Genomic DNA, 19,917 nt, shown 5'->3' with positions numbered 1-19,917 from the left:
GAGTCACATCTACCGTCCTCCGCAACATCACCTTAAAACGTTTTTCATCTACGAGACATCGAACCCCCATCCGAGGAGGGCGGCCGTGAGCGCACCCGCTCGGTCGGCTCCGCCGACACTGGCGCTGGTCAACGTGAGCAAGTCGTTCGGCGCCGTGCGAGCCCTGCAGGGCGTGACCATCGAGCTCCACGCGGGCGAGGTGCACGCGCTGGCGGGCGAGAACGGAGCCGGCAAGTCGACCGTCGTAAAAACGTTCGCAGGCGTGCACCGCCCCGACACCGGGGAGGTGCGGGTCGAGGGCCGTCCGGTGACCTTCCACGGCCCCGCCGACGCGCAGGCCGCCGGCGTCGCGGTCATCTACCAGGAGCCCACGCTGTTCCCCGACCTGTCGGTCGCCGAGAACATCTTCATGGGCCGCCAGCCCCGCACCGCCCTCGGCCGCATCGACCGCCGCGCCATGCACGCCGAGACCGCCAAGCTGTTCGAGCGGCTCGGCGTGGCCCTGGACCCGCAGCAGCCCGCGCGCGGCCTGTCCATCGCCGACCAGCAGGTCGTCGAGATCGCCAAGGCCATCTCCCGCGAGGCCCGGGTGCTGATCATGGACGAGCCGACCGCCGCGCTGACCGGCCAGGAGGTCGCCCGGCTGTTCACCGTCACCCGGACGCTGCGCGACCAGGGCTGCGCGGTGCTGTTCATCTCGCACCGGCTGGAGGAGATCTTCGAGATCTGCCAGCGGGTCACCACCCTGCGCGACGGCACCTACATCGGCACCGAGGCCGTCGCCGACCTCACCCCCGACGACCTGGTCCAGCGCATGGTCGGCCGCGAGGTCGAGGCGCTGTACCCCAAGCAGGACGTGACGCCGGGCGAGGTGGCGCTGAAGGTGTCCCGGCTGACCCGCGAGGGCGTGTTCACCGACGTGTCGTTCGAGGTGCGCCGCGGCGAGATCGTCGCGCTGGCCGGGCTGGTCGGCGCGGGCCGCAGCGAGGTCGCCCGCGCGATCTTCGGCGTGGACCGCTGGGACGCCGGCGCGGTCGAGGTGAACGGCACGGCGCTGCCCCCGGCCAGCCCCACCGCGGCCATGGCCGCCGGGATCGCGCTGGTCCCCGAGGACCGCCGCCAGCAGGGCCTGGTCATGGACATGTCGATCGAGCGCAACATGGGCCTGACCCAGCTGCGCTCGCTGCGCCGCGCCACCGGCCGCGGCCCGCTGATCTCCCGGAAGGTGGAGCGCGACCGCGCCGCCGACTGGGCGCTGCGCCTGCAGCTGAAGTACGCCCGGCTGAGCGACGTGGTGGGCGTGCTGTCGGGCGGCAACCAGCAGAAGGTCGTGCTGGCCAAGTGGCTGGCCACCGACCCGGCCGTGCTGATCGTCGACGAGCCCACCCGCGGCATCGACGTCGGCACCAAGGCCGAGGTGCACCGGCTGCTGTCGGAGCTGGCCGCGCAGAACCTGGCCATCCTGATGATCTCGTCCGACCTGCCGGAGGTGCTCGGCATGGCCGACCGCGTCCTGGTCATGCACGAGGGACGGCTCACCGCCGAGATCCCGCGCGCCGAGGCCACCGAGGAGACGGTCATGGCCGCCGCCACCGGCCGCGCCGGCACCCTGGGGGAGGCGGCGTGAGCGCCACTCTCACCACGTCGCCGGGGGCGCCGTCGGCGGCGGAGAACGGCAGGCGCAACGGGCGGCTGGTCGACCTGGTGCTGCGCGCCCGCGAGCTGAGCATCGCCGCGGCGCTGGTGGTGCTGGTGCTCGGCACCACGATCGCCAACCCGCGCTTCCTGTCCGAGCAGGGCATCAAGGACATCTTCCTCAACGCCTCGATCCTGGCGCTGCTGGCCGTCGGGCAGACGCTCGTGGTCGTCACCCGCAACATCGACCTGTCGGTCGGCTCGGTGGTCGGCCTGGTGGCGTTCGTCGTCGGCGACTTCGTCTCCGGCACCGACCGCGGGCTGCTGCCGGCCCTGGCCGTCGGCATCGGGATCGGCGCGCTGTGCGGGATCGTCAACGGCCTGCTGATCAGCTTCCTGCGGGTGCCCGCCCTGGTGGTCACGCTCGGGATGCTGTACGTGATCCAGGGCATCGACTACTACATCGCGCACGGCGACCAGATCAACGCCGCCAACGTGCCGGAGAGCATCCTCGACCTCGGCAACGGCAGCCTGCTGGGCGTGCCGTACCTGCCGCTGATCACCATCGTGATCATGCTGGCGGTCGGGTACTACCTGCGCTCCTACTCCTCGGGCCGCGAGTTCTATGCCATCGGCTCCAACCCGGAGGCCGCGCGCCTGGCCGGCGTGCCGATGCGCCGCCGGATCTTCACCGCCTACCTGGTCAGCGGAGTCCTGGCCGGGCTGGCCGGGGTGCTGTGGCTGGCCCGCTTCGGCACCGTCGTCGCCGACAACGCCAACGGCTGGGAGCTGCAGGTCGTCAGCGCCGTCGTGGTCGGCGGCGTGGCGATCACCGGCGGGGTCGGCACGGTCTACGGAGCCGCGCTCGGCGCCCTGCTCATCACCACCATCGGCAGCGCCCTGGTGGTCCTCAAGATCAACTCCTTCTGGCAGGACGCCATCACCGGCCTGCTGCTCCTGCTGGCGATCAGCGTGGACCGGGTGCTGGCCCTGCGCGTCACCCAGGCACTGAAGAAGAGGAGCCGCCGCCATGGCTGACACGGCCGTCCGCAAGCGGGGCGGGTTCGAACCCGGCCGCCTGGTGCGCTGGGACGTGGTCGTCGCCGCGCTGCTCATCGTGGTGTTCTTCGGCGGCGCCGGGCTGTCGCCCGACTTCGGCAACTCCGACAACATCTCCTTCGCCCTCGGCGACCTCAGCGAGATCGCGCTGATCGCGCTGCCGATGACGCTGCTGGTGGTGTGCGGGCAGGTGGACCTGTCGGTCGCCTCCGTGCTCGGCCTGTCCAGCGCGCTGGTCGGCAAGCTGTGGGACGGCGGCATGCCCATCGAGACGATCATCCCGCTGGTGCTGCTGGTCGGCGTGGTGTGCGGGCTGGTCAATGGCGTGCTGGTGACCCGGCTCGGGTTGCCGTCGCTGGCCGTCACCATCGGCACGATGACGCTCTACCGCGGGCTGGCGTACGTGGTGCTGGGCACCGAGGCCGTCTCGCAGTTCCCGCAGCAGTACGCCGACCTGGCGGTCAAGAACGTGCCGGGCACCCCGATCCCGTACCCGATCGCGCTGTTCGCCGTGCTGGCGCTGGCGACCGCCGTCGTTCTCCACGCCACCGGCGTGGGCCGCTCGCTGTTCGCCATCGGCGCGCAGGAGGAGGCCGCGTACTTCGCCGGGATCCGCGTCAAGCGCCTGAAGCTGATCCTGTTCGTGCTGTCCGGGCTGGTCGCCTCGTTCGCCGGGCTCGTCTACACGCTGCGCTACGGCAGCGCCCGCGCCGACAACGGCCTGGGCCTGGAGCTGACCGTCATCGCGGCGGTGCTGCTGGGCGGCGTGGACTTCGACGGCGGCAAGGGCACCCTGGGCGGCGTGCTCGCCGGGGTCCTGCTGATCGGCATGATGCGCAACCTGCTGATGCTCAACGACGTCGCCAACGAGATTCAGTCGATCGTGACCGGGCTGCTGCTGGTGGTGTCGGTCCTCACCCCGCGGGTGATCGCCATCGTCCGCGAGGCCAGATCCCGGGGCGGCGGTGCCGCGGCCCCCGTCGCGGCGAAGGCCGCGTCCTGACGGCTCGACCCCTCTCCCCGCTGCACAACACCCACCCCGTCGCATCGCCGATGCGACTTTGCGAAAGGCACGACAGATGACCGTCCGTTCCGTCCTCTCCTGGCGTTCGGTGAGCGCCATCGCGAGCGCCGGCGTGCTCGCGCTCGGCCTGGCCGCGTGCGGCGGCACCACCAAGGACTCCGCCGAACCCGCCGCGGGCGGGGGCGCGGCGGCCTCGGCCTCCGCCAACCCCAACGCGGAGATCAAGAAGGGCTTGAAGATCGCCTTCCTGCCCAAGCAGATCAACAACCCGTACGAGAAGATCGTCGACGAGGCCGGGATCGCCGCGGCCAAGGAGTACGCCGGCGAGGCCAAGGAGGTCGGCCCGTCCGACGCGGCGGCGTCCTCGCAGGTGTCCTACATCAACACGCTGGTGCAGCAGCGGCAGGACGCCATCCTCATCGCCGCCAACGACCCCAACGCGGTGTGCGGCCCGCTCAAGCAGGCCATGTCCCGCGGCATCAAGGTCGTCGCCTACGACTCCGACACCTCCAAGGACTGCCGCAACCTGTTCATCAACCAGGCCAGCTCCGAGGAGATCGGCCGCAGCCAGGTCAAGCTGCTGGCCGACCAGATCGGCGGCAAGGGCGAGATCGCGATCCTGTCCGCCACGGCCAACGCCACCAACCAGAACACCTGGATCAAGTTCATGCAGGACGAGCTGAAGAAGCCGGAGTACTCCGGGATGAAGCTCGTCAAGATCGCCTACGGTGACGACGACGACCAGAAGTCGTTCCAGCAGACCCAGGGCCTGCTGCAGGCCTACCCGAACCTCAAGGGCATCATCTCGCCGACCACCGTGGGCATCGCCGCGGCCGCCCGCTACATCTCCGGGTCGGAGTACAAGGGCAAGGTCGTGCTGACCGGCCTCGGCACGCCCAACCAGATGCGCAAGTTCATCAAGGACGGCACCGTCGAGAAGTTCGCCCTGTGGGACCCCAAGAACCTGGGCTACCTGGCCTCCTACGCGGCCGCCGCGCTGGCGTCCGGGCAGATCAGCGGCGCCGAGGGCCAGTCGTTCAAGGCCGGCAAGCTCGGCTCGCGCACCATCGGCAAGGACGGCGAGGTCATCCTCGGCCCGCCCACCGTCTTCGACAAGAGCAACATCGACCAGTACGACTTCTGAGCCGCGGGAGAGGGCGCCCATGCGACGCGTGTGTTTCCTCCTGAAGGTCAGGCAGGACCGGATCGAGGAGTACCGGGAGCGGCACGCCGCCGTCTGGCCGGAGATGCAGGCCGCCCTGCGCGACACCGGCTGGCGCAACTACTCGCTCTTCCTGCGCGACGACGGGCTGCTGGTCGGCTACCTGGAGACCGACGACTTCGACAAGGCGCTGGAGGGCATGGCCCGCACCGAGGTCAACACCCGCTGGCAGGCCGAGATGGCGCCGTTCTTCGAGGACCTGGACGGCCGCGCCCCCGACCAGGGGATGCTGCCGCTCACCGAGGTCTTCCACCTGGACTAGGACGATCGGGCCGTCCCGGAGCACCCGGGACGGCCCCGCAGACCGGCCACCGGGAGACCGGGGACCGGGGAAAGGAACACATGACTGACATCAGCGCGGTGAAGGACGCCCTGCGCCGCCAGCACATCGAGACTCCGTCCTGGGCCTACGGCAACTCCGGGACGCGTTTCAAGGTGTTCCCCCAGCCGGGCGTGCCGCGCACCCCCCAGGAGAAGATCGACGACGCGGCGCAGGTGCACCGCTTCACGGGGGTGGCGCCGAGCGTGGCGCTGCACATCCCGTGGGACACGGTCGACGACTACGCCGCCCTCGCCGACTACGCCGAGGAGCGCGGCGTGCGGGTCGGGGCGATCAACTCCAACGTCTTCCAGGACGACGACTACAAGCTGGGCAGTGTCACCAACCCCGACCCGGCCGTCCGCAAGAAGGCGCTGAACCACCTGCTGGAGTGCGTCGACATCATGGACGCCACCGGCTCGCGCGACCTGAAGCTGTGGTTCTCCGACGGCACCAACTACCCGGGCCAGGACGACATCCGCGAACGCCAGGACCGCCTGTTCGAGGCCCTGCAGGCGGTGTACGAGCGGCTCGGCGACGACCAGCGGATGCTGCTGGAGTACAAGCTGTTCGAGCCGGCGTTCTACACCACCGACGTGCCGGACTGGGGCACCTCCTACGCGCACTGCCTCAAGCTGGGCCCCAAGGCGCAGGTCGTGGTGGACACCGGCCACCACGCGCCCGGCACCAACATCGAGTTCATCGTGGCGTTCCTGCTGCGCGAGGGCAAGCTCGGCGGGTTCGACTTCAACTCCCGCTTCTACGCCGACGACGACCTGATGGTGGGCGCGGCCGACCCGTTCCAGCTGTACCGGATCATGTACGAGGTGGTGCGGGGCGGCGGCTACGAGCCGGCGGCCGGGATCGCGTTCATGCTCGACCAGTGCCACAACATCGAGCCGAAGATCCAGGGGCAGATCCGCTCGGTGATGAACGTGCAGGAGGCCACCGCCAAGGCGCTGCTGGTGGACGCCGACGCGCTGCGTGAGGCGCAGCGGTCCGGCGACGTGCTCGCCGCGAACGCGGTGTTCATGGACGCGTTCAACACCGACGTGCGGCCGCTGCTCGCCGAGCTGCGCGAGGAGATGGGCCTGCACCCGGACCCGGTCGCCGCCTACAAGGCGTCCGGCTACTTCGAGCGGATCGTCGCCGAGCGGGTCGGCGGCACCCAGGCGGGGTGGGGAGCGTGACCACCCTGGGCAGGGCGCGCGGCCGCCGGGCGCGAGCGGCAACGCTCGGCGCCGCCGCCCTGCTCGCCCTCGCCGCCGTGCCCGCGGCCGCCGCGTCCTGCCGAACGAGGCGTTCGGCCGCTCCCGCATCGTGTTCGACAAGAACGACAACGCCTACGTCGTCATGCCGTTCGGCCGGATCGTCGCCGCCAGCAAGGCGAGCGGCTGGACGGACTGGAAGCTGCTGTTCGACGGCACCTTCTACGACGGCGGCCGCACCCTCAACGCGTTCGGCGAGGTCCTCGTCGACGACTCACGGATCGCCACCGACGGCGTGCTGTCGGTGATGTACCAGCGCAAGTCCTCCGGAACCACCCCCTCATCCATCCGCGTGATCGACTTCAGGCTCTCCTGACGGACGGAAGGCGACGGACTTGTCCCCCACCCCCCGGTCCTGGTCCAGATCCCGCCGCGCAGCGGCGGTGACGACGACGTTCGTGCTCCTGCTCACCCCTGTCACGCCCGCGCACGCCGCCGCCGGGCTGCGCGTCACCGCCCTGGAAACCGAGAACGCCGCCGACCCCCTGTCCGTCGCCGACCCCAGGCCCCGCCTCGGCTGGACGCTCGCGTCCGCCGAGCGGGGCCAGCGCCAGACCGCCTACCGCATCGCCGTCGCGCTGGACGGCGGCCGCAAGGTCTGGGACTCCGGAGAGATCAGAGGGTCCGCGGGCCACGGGATCCGCTACGGCGGGCCCGCGCTCCGGCCCGCCACCCGCTACACCTGGCGCGTCAAGGTCGCCGACGCGCGCGGCACGTGGACGGGATGGAGCAGGACCACCTCGTTCGAGACCGCGCTGGCCCGCGACGGCTGGCGCGGCCAGTGGATCGGGGCGCCCGCCGCCGACGCCGCCCTGCCGGACCTGACCGGCACCGACTGGATCTGGTATCCGGAGGGCGACCCGGCCACCAGTGCCCCCGCCGCGACCCGCTACTTCCGGGGCGCGTTCGACCTGTCCGCCGTGCCGTCCGGCGCCCGGCTGGTGATGACCGCCGACGACGGCTTCACCGCCTGGGTCAACGGCACCGAGGTCGGCGGCCGCGATCCGGTACCCGAGCAGGAGAACTGGCGCCGTCCCATCACGGTGGACGTGACCGCTCAGCTCCGGCAGGGCCGCAACGTCATCGCCGTGCAGGCCGCCAACGGCAAGGAGGGCCCCGCCGGCCTGCTGGCCCGCCTGGAGCTGCCCGGCCAGAACCCCGGCGAGTTCGACACCGGCGGCACCTGGCGCTCCCTGAACTCGGCGCCCAGCGGGGACTGGAAGGCCACCGGGTACGACGACTCGTCCTGGCCGGCGGCCAAGGTGCTGGCGGCCTGGGGGAGCGGGCCCTGGGGCCAGGTCCAGCCCGAACGCCCGACCCGGCCCGAGCCGCTGCTGCGCCGCGACTTCACCGTCCCCGGCAAGCGGGTGGCGAAGGCCCGGCTGTACGCCGCCGCCGGCGGCTACGTCGACCTGACGCTGAACGGCAGGAAGGTCGGGGACGAGGTGCTGCAGCCGGGGTTCACCCGGTACGACAAGCGCGTCGAGTACGTCACGCACGACGTCACCGGCCTGCTGCGGCGCGGCGGCAACGCGATCGGCGCGCGGCTCGGGCGCGGCTTCTACGGCATGACCCAGCAGAACGTCTGGAACTGGCACAAGACGTCCTGGACGGCCGAGCCGCGCCTGCTGGCCCAGCTCGTCATCACCTACACCGACGGCAGCACCCAGACCGTCGCCACCGACGGGCAGTGGCGGTACGCCGAGGGCCCCGTGCGCTTCGACTCCCTCTACGGCGGCGAGTCCTACGACGCCCGCACCGAACGTCCGGGCTGGGACAGGCCCGGATACGACGACTCGTCCTGGCAGCGGGCCGCCACCGTGCAGGCCCCGTCCGACACCGTCGTCCCGGAGGAGCACGAGCCGATCCGGGTCACCGACACCCTGCGCCCGGTGCAGGTCACCAACCCCAAGCAGGGCACGTACGTGTTCAAGCTGCCGCGCAACATCGCGGGCTGGGCGCGCATCCGCGTCGACGGCCCGGCTGGCGCCACAGTGCGGCTCAAGTACGGCGAGCGGCTCAACTCCGACGGCACCGTCCAGGCCGTCAGCGGGCACGTCACCGGCCGCTTCCAGACCGACGAGTACACCCTCGCCGGACGCGCGGGCGGCGAGACGTGGGAGGCCCGCTACACCTACAAGGGCTTCCAGTACGTCGAGGTGACGGGCTGGCCGGGCGAGGCGCCCACCGCCGCCGACCTCGACGGCCGCGAGGTGCGGACCGACCTGCGGTCCGTCGGCTCGTTCCGCAGCTCCAACGCGCTGTTCGACACGATCCGCACGGCGACGCGGCAGACGGTGGTCAACAACTGGCACGGCATCCCCACCGACACGCCGATGTACGAGAAGAACGGCTGGACCGGCGACGCCCAGCTCATGGCCGAGATGGAGATGTCCGAGTACGACCTGCGGCGGCTGTTCACCAAGTGGATGACCGACCACCGCGACAGCCAGCGGCAGTCCGACGGGCTGCTGCCGGTGATCGTGCCCGACAACGGCTGGGGGCTGGGATCGGGCTGGCACGCCCCGCCGTGGCACGCCTCGTTCTTCACCATCCCGTGGCAGATGTACCTGCGCTACGGTGACCGCGACGTGCTCGCCGAGAACTACCAGGCCATGCGCCACTACCTGGACAACTGGCTCAAGCGGGGCCAGGACGGCCTGTACCCGAGCACGCTGAACGACTACCTGGCGCCCGGCTACGGCGGCAACACCCCCGAGGACATGCGCCTGGCCGGAACCGCCTACACCTACTCCAACGCGGTCACCCTGGCCGACATCGCGCAGACCCTCGGCCACGCCGAGGACGCCGCCCGCTACCGGGCCGAGGCCGCCAAGATGAAGGACGCCTTCAACCGGGAGTTCCTGCGCGGCGACGCCTACGTCACCCGCTCCGACCCGGGCTACCGGCAGACCTCCGCGCTGATCGCGCTGGCGCTCGGCCTGGCGCCCGAGGAGTCGCAGAAGGCGGTCACCGACCGGCTCGTCCGCGACATCAACGAACGCGGCGGCCACCTCAACACCGGCGCGCTCGGCACCAAGTACCTGCTCACCGAGCTGACCGCGCGCGGCCACGGCGAGCTGGCCTACAAGGTCGCCACGCGGCGCACCTACCCGAGCTGGGGCTACTGGATCGACAACGGCGCCACCACGCTGTGGGAGCGGTGGGACCTGGACGCCCGGTCCCGCGACCACGTCTTCCTCGGCGGCGCCATCGGCGAGTGGTTCTTCGAGGACCTGGCGGGCATCCGCCCCGCCGCGCCCGGCTTCGACCGGATCCAGGTCGCGCCCCAGGTCCTGGGCGACCTGACGTTCGCCGAGGGCTCCACCGCCACGCCGCACGGGAAGGTCGCGGTGCGGTGGCGGCGCGAGGACGGCCGCCTGCGGCTGGACGTGGACGTCCCGGTGGGCGCCACCGCCGAGATCCGCATCCCGGCTGCATCCGCGGCGGCCGTCACCGAGGGCGGCTCCGCACTGACCGCCGCGCGCGGCGTCCGCGTCCTGGGCGCGGGCGGCGACGGAACCGTCCGGGTCGAGACCGGCTCGGGCACCTACACGTTCACGACGAGCAAGTTGACCGGCAAGTAACGACGAGGGGAAGCGAATAATGACCTCCACTCCACGCGAAGTGGAGCAGTTGCTGGAACGCGCCCACACCCTGGGCTCGGACCCGCGCAACACCAACTACGCGGGCGGCAACGCCTCCGCCAAGGGCACCGTCACCGACCCGGTGACCGCGCAGGACGTCGAGCTGATGTGGGTGAAGGGCTCGGGCGGCGACCTGGGCACCCTCACCGAGGCGGGCCTTGCGGTGCTGCGCCTGGACCGCATGCGCGCACTCGTCGACGTCTACCCGGGCGTCGAGCGCGAGGACGAGATGGTCGCCGCGTTCGACTTCTGCCTGCACGGCAAGGGCGGCGCGGCCCCGTCCATCGACACGGCCATGCACGGGCTGGTGGACGCCGCGCACGTCGACCACCTGCACCCCGACTCCGGCATCGCGATCGCCACGGCCGCCGACGGCGAGGAGCTGACCCGGCGCATCTTCGGCGACCGGGTGGTGTGGGTGCCGTGGCGGCGGCCCGGCTTCCAGCTCGGCCTGGACATCGCCCAGATCAAGAAGGACAACCCGCAGGCCATCGGCGTGATCCTCGGCGGCCACGGCATCACCGCCTGGGGCGCCACCAGCGAGGAGTGCCAGGCCAACTCGCTGGAGATCATCCGCACCGCCGAGGAGTTCATCGCCCGCAACGGCAAGGCCGAGCCGTTCGGCCCGGTGGTCGAGGGCTACGAGCCGCTGCCCGAGGCCGAGCGGCACGCCCGCGCCGCCGAGCTGTTCCCGCTGGTGCGGGGCCTGGCGTCCACGGACCGGCCGCAGGTGGGGCACTACACCGACAGCCCCGAGGTGCTGGACTTCGTCTCCCGCGCCGAGCACCCGCGGCTGGCCGCGCTCGGCACGTCCTGCCCGGACCACTTCCTGCGCACCAAGGTCGCGCCGATGGTGCTGGACCTGCCGCCGTCGGCGCCGCTGGAGGACGTCAAGGCGCGGCTGCGCGAGCTGCACGCCGCCTACCGCGAGGAGTACGCCGCCTACTACCAGCGGCACGCCACCGCCGACTCCCCGGCGATGCGCGGCGCCGACCCGGCGATCGTGCTCGTCCCGGGCGTGGGCATGTTCAGCTTCGGCGCCAACAAGCAGACCGCGCGGGTCGCCGGCGAGTTCTACGTCAACGCGATCAACGTGATGCGCGGGGCCGAGGCGCTGTCCGCCTACCAGCCGATCCCCGAGTCGGAGAAGTTCCGCATCGAGTACTGGGAGCTGGAGGAGGCCAAGCTCCGCCGCATGCCCAAGCCCAAGCCGCTGGCCACGCGGGTCGCGCTGGTCACCGGCGGCGGGTCGGGCATCGGTGCGGCCACCGCCCGGCGCCTGGCCGCCGAGGGCGCGTGCGTGGTCGTCGCCGACCGGGACCTGGCCGCGGCCGAGAAGGTCGCCGCGGAGATCGCCGACACGGCCGGGGCGCTGCGGCCCGGCGACGTCGCCACCGCCGTCGCCGTGGACGTCACCGACGAGGAGCAGATCGCCGCGGCCGTCCGCGCGGCCGTGCTGGCGTTCGGCGGCGTCGACCTGGTCGTCAACAACGCGGGCCTGTCGATCTCCAAGCCGCTGCTGGAGACCACGGCCGCCGACTGGGACCTGCAGCACGACGTGATGGCGCGCGGCTCGTTCCTGGTGTCGCGGGAGACCGCCCGCGTCATGGTCGAGCAGGACATGGGCGGCGACATCGTCTACATCGTGTCCAAGAACGGCGTGTTCGCCGGGCCCAACAACATCGCCTACGGCGCCACCAAGGCCGACCAGGCGCACCAGGTGCGGCTGCTGGCGGCCGAGCTCGGCGGTCACGGCATCCGCGTCAACGGCGTCAACCCCGACGGCGTGGTGCGCGGGTCGGGCATCTTCGCCGGGGGCTGGGGCGCCAAGCGCGCCGCCGTCTACGGCGTGGAGGAGGAGAAGCTCGGCGAGTACTACGCCCAGCGCACGCTGCTCAAGCGCGAGGTGCTGCCCGAGCACGTCGCCGCCGCCGTCTTCGCCCTCACCGGCGGGGACCTGACCCACACCACGGGCCTGCACGTGCCCGTGGACGCGGGCGTCGCCGCCGCGTTCCTGCGGTAGCGACCCCCGCACCAGACCCGACGGGGCCGGCGCCGGTCGCGCAGGAGCCGCGCCGGCCCCGTCGTCCCACCCAGCCGCACGTCCGAGGAGGACCGAACCGTGACGGCACACCTGGACCTGACATCCGATCGCATCACCGTCCCGCCCGTCCGGGTCGGCCTCGTCGCCGGCGGACTGGGCGCGTACTGGCCGCAGTTCCCGGATCTGCTGCCCCAGCTGAAACGCTCGGCCGAGCGCGTGTCGGAGCGCATGCGCGGCCTGGGCGCCGAGGTCGTCGACGTCGGCTTCATCTCCGACGAGCGGGAGGGCGCGACCGCCGCCGAGCGGCTGCGGGAGGCCGGCTGCGACCTGATCGTCGGATTCCTGACCACCTACATGACCGCGACGATGCTGGTGCCGGTCGCGCAGCGGTCCGGCGCCCCGGTGCTGCTGATCAACCTGCAGCCCACCGAGTCGATGGACCACGCCACGTTCGACACCGGGCAGTGGCTGGCGTACTGCGGCGCCTGCCCGCTGCCGGAGATGGCCAACGCGTTCGCCCGCTGCGGCGTGCCGTTCCGGTCGGTGTCGGGCTACCTGGAGGACGAGCGCGCCTGGGCGAAGATCGGCCGGTGGGTGCGCGCGGCCGGGGTGCGGGCCGCGCTGCGGCGCGGGCGGCACGGCCTGATGGGGCACCTGTACCCGGGGATGCTGGACGTGTCCACCGACCTGACGCTGGTGGCCGCCAACTTCGGCGGGCACGTCGAGGTGCTGGAGTTCGACGACCTGCGGGTGCGGGTCGACAAGGTCACCGACGCCGAGACCGAGGCCCGCAAGAAGCAGGCGCGGGAGGTGTTCGAGTTCGCCGAGTCCGTCAACGACACCGACCTGACCTGGGCGGCGCGCGTGTCGGTGGGCCTGGACCGGCTGGTCGAGGACTTCGCGCTGGACTCGCTGGCCTACTACCACCGCGGGCTCGACGGCGAGGTGCACGAGCGGCTGGGCGCCGGGATGATCCTCGGCGCGTCGCTGCTGACCGCGCGCGGCGTCCCGGCGGCGGGCGAGTACGAGCTGCGCACCTCCCTGGCCATGCTGATCGCCGACCGGCTCGGCGCGGGCGGCTCGTTCACCGAACTCCAGGCGCTCGACTTCACGCGGGGGCATGTCGAGATGGGCCACGACGGCCCCGCGCACCTGGCGATCAGCGCCCGCCGCCCGCTGCTGCGCGGCCTCGGCGTCTACCACGGCAAGCGCGGCTACGGCGTGTCGGTCGAGTTCGACGTCAAGCACGGGCCGGTCACCGCGTTCGGCGTCATCCAGCGGCGGGACGGGCGGTTCGCGTTCGTCGCGTCCGAGGGCGAGGTCGTCGACGGGCCGCTGCTGGAGATCGGCAACACCACCTCGCGGGTCGACTTCGGCTGCGACCCGGGGGAGTGGACCGACGCGTGGAGCGCCACCGGCATCTCCCACCACTGGGCCCTGGCCACCGGCCACCTGGTGCCCGACCTGAGGGCCCTGGCCGACCTGATGGACGTCGAACTCGTCGTGGTCAAGCCCTAGAGCCTTCCTGACGCGGCTCACGCTGCGGACACCACGTGAACGTGATCGGGGGATCCGTGCACGCGGCGCCTCACCGCGCCCGAAAACTGGAGGAGCCCATGCGGCGATTCCCGTTCCGACAACTACTCGTCCCCGTCCTGGCCGTCACGCTCGCCGGATCCCTGGCGGCGGCCCCTGCCGCCGCGTCCGCCCCCGGCGGTGACGGCGTGCACGTCGATCAGACCCGCACCGAGCACGGCGATCGTCCCCTCGGCATCGACGCGCCGCGTCCCCGGCTGAGCTGGCGGCTCGGCTCGGCCGCGCGCCGTCAGGCCCAGACCGCCTACCAGATCCGCGTGGCCACCGACCCGGGCCGTCTCGGCAGGCCCGACGTGTGGGACAGCGGCAAGGTGTCCTCCTCGCAGTCGGTGCTCGTCCCCTACGGCGGGCCGGAGCTGAAGGCGAGGACCCGTTACCACTGGACGGTGCGGGTGTGGGACGTGCACGGACGTCCCTCCCCGTGGAGCAAGCCCACGTGGTGGGAGACCGGCCTGCTGGACGGCGCGACCCTGGGCGGCCAGTGGATCGGCCACGACGCCCCCGTCCCGCTGCCCACGTCGTTCACCGGGCAGAACGACCCGTCCCAGCTCACCCAGGGCAGCACGCAGGGGCAGACGTTCACCTCCGACAGGCCCGTCAGCCGGGTGTCCATCCCCATGCCCACCTGGCACACCACCGACGCCGACGTCACCGTCTCCCTCTACAGGGGCGGCCCCGGCGGCGAACTGCTGGCGCGCAGCCGCGTGGAGAACCACCCGGACAACGCCGAGGCCGCCCTCGTGCTGGACGAGCCCGCGCCCGCCGGGACGTACTACGTCGAGCAGTCCGACCCGTCCGGGCAGATCGGCTGGTGGAGCCACACCGGCGGAGGCTACGAGCACGGGCAGGCGTACCGGGACGGCAAACCCGTCGCGGGAGACCGGCGCTTCTCGTTCACGACCGTGACCACCGGGCCCGACGGGTTCACGCCGCAGCTGCGCAAGGAGTTCAGCCTCGGCAAGAAGGTCAGGCGGGCGCGGCTGTACTCGACCGCGCTCGGCGTCTACCAGGCCGAGATCAACGGCCGCCGCGTCGGCACCGAGGAGCTGGCGCCCGGCTGGACCGACTACGGCAGGCGCGTGCAGTACCAGGCGTACGACGTGACCGGGCTGCTGCGGCGCGGCGGCAACGCGATCGGCGTGACGGTGGCGCCCGGCTGGTACTCCGGCCACATCGCGATCTTCGGGCCGAACCAGTACGGCGAGCGCCCGTGGCTGCGGGCCGAACTGGACGTCGACTACACCGACGGCACCTCGCAGCGCATCGTCACCGACCGCACCTGGCGCAGCGCCGACGGGCCCGTCGTGACCTCGGACCTGCTCATGGGCGAGCAGTACGACGCCCGCGAGGAGACCCCCGGCTGGACGCGCCCCGGGTTCGACGACCGGGCCTGGAAGCAGGTCATCGTCAACGACGAGGCCACCGCCCGGCCCGTCGGCCGGCTCGACGCGCCCACCCGGGTGGAACGTGACATCACGCCGGTGAAGGTGACCAGCCCCAAGCCGGGAGTGCACGTCTTCGACCTCGGCCAGAACATGGTCGGCCGGGTGCGGCTGCGCATCCCCGGCGGCGGCAAGGCGGGGCAGACCGTCACGATCCGGCACGCGGAGGTGCTCAACAAGGACGGCACCCTCTACACCGGCAACCTGCGCACCGCCAAGGCCACCGACACCTACACGCTCAACGGCGGGGGCGCGCAGACCTACGAACCGCGCTTCACCTTCCACGGCTTCCGCTACGTCGAGGTCACCGGCTACCCCGGCACCCCGTCGCGCGACGCCGTCGTGGGGCGCGTCATGCACACGGCCGAGCCGTTGACGATGTCGTTCTCCACGGACGTGCCGATGCTCAACCAGCTGCACAGCAACATCACCTGGGGGCAGCGCGGCAACTTCCTGTCCATCCCCACCGACACCCCGGCCCGGGACGAGCGCATGGGGTGGACGGGCGACATCAACGTGTTCTCCCGTACCGCCACCTACAACATGGACTCCGCCCGCTTCCTGACCAAGTGGATGCGGGACATGCGCGACGCCCAGGCCGCCGACGGGGCGTTCCCCGACGTGGCCCCGAAGGTCGGGTTCATCGGCGGCGGCAGCGCAGGCTGGGGCGACGCCGGGGTCACCGTCCCGTGGAACCTGTACCAGGCGTACGGCGACCGGCAGGTGCTGGAGGACAACTACCCGGCCATGCAGAAGTGGATCTCCTACCTGGAGACCAACAGCACCGGACTGCTGCGTCCCGCCTCCGGCTACGGCGACTGGCTGAACGTCGGCGACGAGACGCCCAAGGACGTCATCGGCACCGCCTACTTCGCCTACAGCACCGGGCTGGTCGCCAAGGTCGCCCGTGCCCTCGGCAAGGAGGACGACGCCGAGCGCTACGACGAGCTGGCCGGGCGCGTCCGCGACGCGTTCGTCAAGGCGTACGTGTCGGAGGACGGCCGGGTGAAGGGCGACACCCAGACCGCCTACGTGCTCGCCCTGTCCATGGACCTGCTGCCCGGGTCGGCCCGCAAGCCCGCGGCGGACCGGCTCGTCGAGCTCATCAAGGCACGCGACTGGCACCTGTCCACGGGATTCCTCGGCACGCCCCAGCTGCTGCCCGTCCTCACCCAGACCGGGCACACCGACGTGGCCTACAGGCTGCTGCACCAGCGTACGTTCCCGTCCTGGGGCTACCAGATCGACCAGGGAGCCACCACCATGTGGGAGCGCTGGGACTCCATCAAGCCCGACGGGTCCTTCCAGGACGCGGCGATGAACTCCTTCAACCACTACGCCTACGGAGCGGTGGGCGAATGGATGTACCAGAACATCACGGGCATCGCCGCCGGACAGCCCGGCTACCGGCACACCGTGATCCGTCCCCGCCCCGGGGGCCAGGTGCACCGGGCCACGGGACGCTACGACTCGGCCTACGGCCCGATCCAGACGTCCTGGACCACGCGTGACGGCCGCTTCACCCTCGACGTGTCCGTCCCCGTCAACACCACGGCCGAGGTGTGGGTGCCCGCCCGCGCCGCAGCCGAGGTGACCCAGGACGGGGCCCGCTTCACCCGCATGGAGGACGGTGCGGCGGTCTTCACCGTCGGCTCCGGCACGTACCGGTTCTCCGCACCCGCCCAGTAACGACGAGCCGGCGCGCGTCCCCCCGCCGCGCGCGCCCACCCCCATTTCGCTCCACCACCCCCGAGGAGTCTCATGCGTGCCATCTCGCACCGTTCCCTGGCCGTCGCGGCGGGGGCGCTGACCCTCGTCTCCGTCGCGCTGCCGGGCTCGATGGCCTCGGCCGCCGTCAAGGCCGCGGGCCACGCGCCGAAGGCCCCCGTCGAGCTGAGCGTCGGTGACCGCGCCCGCCCCCTCAACGTGGAGGGCGCGCCGCTGTTCGGCTGGCGGCCGCGCGACGTCGACCCCGGCGAGACGCAGACCGCCTACCAGGTCGTCGTCCGCGCCGACGGCGGCGCGCGCGTGTGGGACAGCGGCAAGGTCGCGTCGGGCAGCCAGGAGTACGTGCCGTACGGCGGGCCCGCCCTCACCCCCGGCACCGGCTACACCTGGACGGTGCGGACGTGGGACCGCACCGGCAAGGTCTCCCCCTGGTCGCGCCCGGCCGAGTTCGACACCGGCCTGCGCGACCAGGACTGGCAGGCAAGCTGGATCCGGCGCACCACGGCCGAGGCCGACGACTACACCCTGGCCCGCAAGGAGTTCACCGTCGGCGCCTCCCGCGTCGTCCGGGCCCGGGCGCACATCTCCGCCAGCCACCAGTACGCGCTCCACCTCAACGGCGAGGTCGTCGACCACGGCCCCGCCTACGAATACCCCGACAGCGGCTACTACCGCACCGTGGACGTCACCTCGCGGCTGAAGGAGGGCCGCCCGGCCGCGCTGGGCGTGCAGTACCACTGGCACGGGGGCGGGCAGGGCCGTCCCAAGGGCGAGCCCGGCCTGCTGGTGCGGCTGGAGGTCGAGCACGCCGACGGCACCCGGCAGGTCGTCGTCACCGACGGATCGTGGAAGGTGACGCGCGGCCCCTGGAAGACGGCCCCGCGCCGCAACGGCGACGGCGCCGACTACGTGGAGGAGTACGACGCCACCGCCGAGCCGCTCGGCTGGGACCGCCCCGGGTTCGACGACTCGTCCTGGCAGGCGCCGCAGGTCGTCGGCGCCCACCCGGCCGGGCCGTTCAAGACCCTCACCGGCCAGGAGACCGACCTCGCCCACACCGTGATCCGCCCGCGGAAGGTGACGCGGCTGGAGTCGGGCGCGCTGGTCGCCGACTTCGGGAAGATCATCCCGGGCATGCCGGTCGTGCGGTTCCGCGACGGCGAGGCGGGCCGCCACGTCGCCATGCACGCGGGGTACGTGCTGGCCGCCGACGGGTCGGTGTCGCGGTCCAAGGACGACAACCAGGACACCGACCTGACCTACGGGCACACCCAGCGCGACGGCGACCAGACGTTCCGGTCGTTCACCTACATGGGCTTCCGCTACTTCGAGATCGAGCCCGGCGCGGGCGTCGAGCCCGAGGACATCAGCGCGGTCGTGCAGCACACCGAGGTGGACCTGTCGCGCACCGCGAAGCTCCGCACGTCCGACGAGGGCGTGGACGCCGCCTACGACCTGATGCGGCGCTCGGCGCTGTACGGGTCGCAGTGGCAGTTCCTGGACACCCCCACCCGGGAGAAGGGCCAGTTCCTCGGCGACGCGGTCGACATCTCCCTGGCCACCATGTCCGCCTACGGGGAGCGCCGCCTCACCCGGCAGGCCATCACCGAGTTCATCGAGTCGCAGGCCCGCTACTGGCCCGACGGCCGCCTCAACGCCGTGTACCCCAACGGCGACGGCAAGCGCGACATCCCCGACTACACCGAGATGTTCCCCGGCTGGGTGTGGGAGTACTACCTGCGGTCCGGCGACGCGCGCACCCTGGCCGCCGCGTACCCGGTGATGACCGCCGTGGCCGACTACGTGCGCCGCCACATCGACTCCGGCACGGGCCTGGTGACCCGCCTGACCGGCGGCTCGGGCCAGTACCAGTACGGCATCATCGACTGGCCCGCGACCATGCGCTACGGCCACGACATGGACACCGCCGCCCGCACGGTCATCAACGCGCTGGGCGTCGACCTGTTCAACGCCACCGCCCGCGCCGCCGACGCCCTGGGCAGGGGCGGCGACGCAGCCGCGCTGCGCCGCGACGCCCAGAACCTGGCCGCCGCCGTCAACGCCAGGCTGCGCCGCCCCGACGGCGTCTACATCGACGGCCTCAGGAGCGACGGCACGCAGAGCACGCACGCCTCGCAGATCGCCAACGCCTACGCCGTCGCCTACGGCGTCACCCCGGCGGCCGACCGCGACCGCGTCGTGTCCTACGTCGCCGGGCTCGGCATGCGGATGGGGCCGTTCACCTCGCACGGGCTGATGAAGTCCCTCGCCGACCGCCCCGACCAGGTCGTCGAACGCCTCACCGACACCGAGGGCCCCGGCTGGGGCAACATCCTGGCGCGCGGCGGCACGTTCACCTGGGAGTCGTGGGACGCGCCCGAGACCGGGCAGAGCCACTCCCACCCGTGGGGGTCGGTCGCGCTCGTGGACGTCCAGGAATCCCTGCTGGGCGTGTCGGTCACCGCGCCCGGCTCCGCGCGGGTGCGGGTGCGCCCGCCGCTGTCCGGGCTGGACCGCGCGTCGGGCACCGTGCCGGTGCAGCGCGGCGACGTGGGCGTCGACTGGACCCGGCGCGGCACCGCGTTCCAGATGTCGGTGGACCTGCCGGTCAACGTGACCGCCGAGGTGCACGTCCCGGCCCGCGCCGCCGCCGACGTGCGTGTCACCGGCCCCGCCGCGTCCACCGCCCGGTTCACGGGCATGCGCGACGGCTACGCCGTGTACCAGGTCGGCTCCGGCCGCCTCACCTTCCACTCCTCGGCCCGCTGACTCGGGGGACCCGCATGGAGAACACCACCCCCGGCCGGCCCACGCGCAGGCACGTGCTGCAGGCCGGTGCCCGGTTCCTGCGCCACGAGGACGGCCACGCCGTCCACGAGGCCGGCGCGGGGACCTTCGCGTTCAGTTCCACCCACCCCGCATGACCAGGAGTT

The 19,917-nt window shown here is 72.2% G+C and carries 13 protein-coding genes; all 13 read left to right on the top strand.

What is annotated here, in order from left to right; genetic code table 11:
- Window positions 1-133: 133 nt before the first annotated feature.
- Window positions 134-1,627, top strand: coding sequence for a sugar ABC transporter ATP-binding protein (locus ABZ801_RS05200; protein WP_344952121.1), 1,494 nt, complete (start codon window positions 134-136; stop codon window positions 1,625-1,627).
- Window positions 1,624-2,673 (top strand): ABC transporter permease, encoded by a 1,050-nt coding sequence (locus ABZ801_RS05195; RefSeq protein ID WP_360693101.1) that lies wholly within the window; start codon window positions 1,624-1,626, stop codon window positions 2,671-2,673. Before ABZ801_RS05200 ends, ABZ801_RS05195 begins: the two co-directional genes overlap by 4 nt.
- On the top strand, window positions 2,666-3,697 hold the full coding sequence (locus ABZ801_RS05190; RefSeq protein ID WP_360693098.1) for an ABC transporter permease: 1,032 nt from the start codon (window positions 2,666-2,668) through the stop codon (window positions 3,695-3,697). Before ABZ801_RS05195 ends, ABZ801_RS05190 begins: the two co-directional genes overlap by 8 nt.
- A gap of 76 nt (window positions 3,698-3,773) precedes the next feature.
- Window positions 3,774-4,862, top strand: coding sequence for a rhamnose ABC transporter substrate-binding protein (gene rhaS, locus ABZ801_RS05185; RefSeq protein ID WP_344951647.1), 1,089 nt, complete (start codon window positions 3,774-3,776; stop codon window positions 4,860-4,862).
- Between the two features lie 19 nt (window positions 4,863-4,881).
- The gene (locus ABZ801_RS05180; protein ID WP_360693095.1) at window positions 4,882-5,202 is read left to right on the top strand and encodes an L-rhamnose mutarotase; all 321 of its coding nucleotides are present in this window, start codon (window positions 4,882-4,884) and stop codon (window positions 5,200-5,202) included.
- 80 nt (window positions 5,203-5,282) lie between these two features.
- A complete protein-coding gene (gene rhaI / locus ABZ801_RS05175; protein ID WP_344951641.1) occupies window positions 5,283-6,449 on the top strand; it encodes an L-rhamnose isomerase in 1,167 nt (388 codons plus the stop codon).
- 130 nt (window positions 6,450-6,579) lie between these two features.
- Window positions 6,580-6,843 carry a hypothetical protein gene (locus tag ABZ801_RS05170; protein ID WP_360693092.1) on the top strand — a complete coding sequence of 88 codons (264 nt, stop codon included), beginning with the start codon at window positions 6,580-6,582 and terminating at the stop codon, window positions 6,841-6,843.
- A gap of 67 nt (window positions 6,844-6,910) precedes the next feature.
- A complete protein-coding gene (locus ABZ801_RS05165; RefSeq protein ID WP_360693089.1) occupies window positions 6,911-10,114 on the top strand; it encodes a family 78 glycoside hydrolase catalytic domain in 3,204 nt (1,067 codons plus the stop codon).
- A gap of 19 nt (window positions 10,115-10,133) precedes the next feature.
- The gene (locus ABZ801_RS05160) at window positions 10,134-12,197 is read left to right on the top strand and encodes a bifunctional aldolase/short-chain dehydrogenase (RefSeq protein WP_344951632.1); all 2,064 of its coding nucleotides are present in this window, start codon (window positions 10,134-10,136) and stop codon (window positions 12,195-12,197) included.
- Between the two features lie 99 nt (window positions 12,198-12,296).
- Complete coding sequence (locus ABZ801_RS05155; protein ID WP_360693086.1) at window positions 12,297-13,736, top strand: L-fucose/L-arabinose isomerase family protein; 1,440 nt, start codon at window positions 12,297-12,299, stop codon at window positions 13,734-13,736.
- Window positions 13,737-13,834: 98 nt separating this feature from the next.
- Window positions 13,835-16,945, top strand: a complete 3,111-nt coding sequence (locus ABZ801_RS05150; RefSeq protein WP_360693083.1) for a glycoside hydrolase family 78 protein — start codon at window positions 13,835-13,837, stop codon at window positions 16,943-16,945.
- Window positions 16,946-17,017: 72 nt separating this feature from the next.
- On the top strand, window positions 17,018-19,753 hold the full coding sequence (locus ABZ801_RS05145) for a family 78 glycoside hydrolase catalytic domain (protein WP_360693080.1): 2,736 nt from the start codon (window positions 17,018-17,020) through the stop codon (window positions 19,751-19,753).
- Between the two features lie 14 nt (window positions 19,754-19,767).
- Window positions 19,768-19,908 carry a hypothetical protein gene (locus ABZ801_RS05140; RefSeq protein ID WP_360693078.1) on the top strand — a complete coding sequence of 47 codons (141 nt, stop codon included), beginning with the start codon at window positions 19,768-19,770 and terminating at the stop codon, window positions 19,906-19,908.
- The last annotated feature ends 9 nt before the right edge of the window (window positions 19,909-19,917 follow it).

Origin of the sequence: Actinomadura sp. NPDC047616, from assembly GCF_040642915.1 — a bacterium.
Classification (GTDB): Bacteria; Actinomycetota; Actinomycetes; order Streptosporangiales; family Streptosporangiaceae; genus Spirillospora; species Spirillospora miaoliensis.
Note: the sequence above shows the minus strand (reverse complement) of the source record. Positions and strands in the feature narration are given on the sequence as shown.

What these genes read in the sequence shown, in the direction of transcription:
- ABZ801_RS05190 (WP_360693098.1), top strand. Translation starts at nt 2,666, where the DNA reads ATGGCTGACACGGCCGTCCGCAAGCGGGGCGGGTTCGAACCCGGCCGC.
- rhaS (WP_344951647.1), top strand. Translation starts at nt 3,774, where the DNA reads ATGACCGTCCGTTCCGTCCTCTCCTGGCGTTCGGTGAGCGCCATCGCG.
- ABZ801_RS05180 (WP_360693095.1), top strand. Translation starts at nt 4,882, where the DNA reads ATGCGACGCGTGTGTTTCCTCCTGAAGGTCAGGCAGGACCGGATCGAG.
- rhaI (WP_344951641.1), top strand. Translation starts at nt 5,283, where the DNA reads ATGACTGACATCAGCGCGGTGAAGGACGCCCTGCGCCGCCAGCACATC.
- ABZ801_RS05160 (WP_344951632.1), top strand. Translation starts at nt 10,134, where the DNA reads ATGACCTCCACTCCACGCGAAGTGGAGCAGTTGCTGGAACGCGCCCAC.
- ABZ801_RS05150 (WP_360693083.1), top strand. Translation starts at nt 13,835, where the DNA reads ATGCGGCGATTCCCGTTCCGACAACTACTCGTCCCCGTCCTGGCCGTC.
- ABZ801_RS05145 (WP_360693080.1), top strand. Translation starts at nt 17,018, where the DNA reads ATGCGTGCCATCTCGCACCGTTCCCTGGCCGTCGCGGCGGGGGCGCTG.
- ABZ801_RS05140 (WP_360693078.1), top strand. Translation starts at nt 19,768, where the DNA reads ATGGAGAACACCACCCCCGGCCGGCCCACGCGCAGGCACGTGCTGCAG.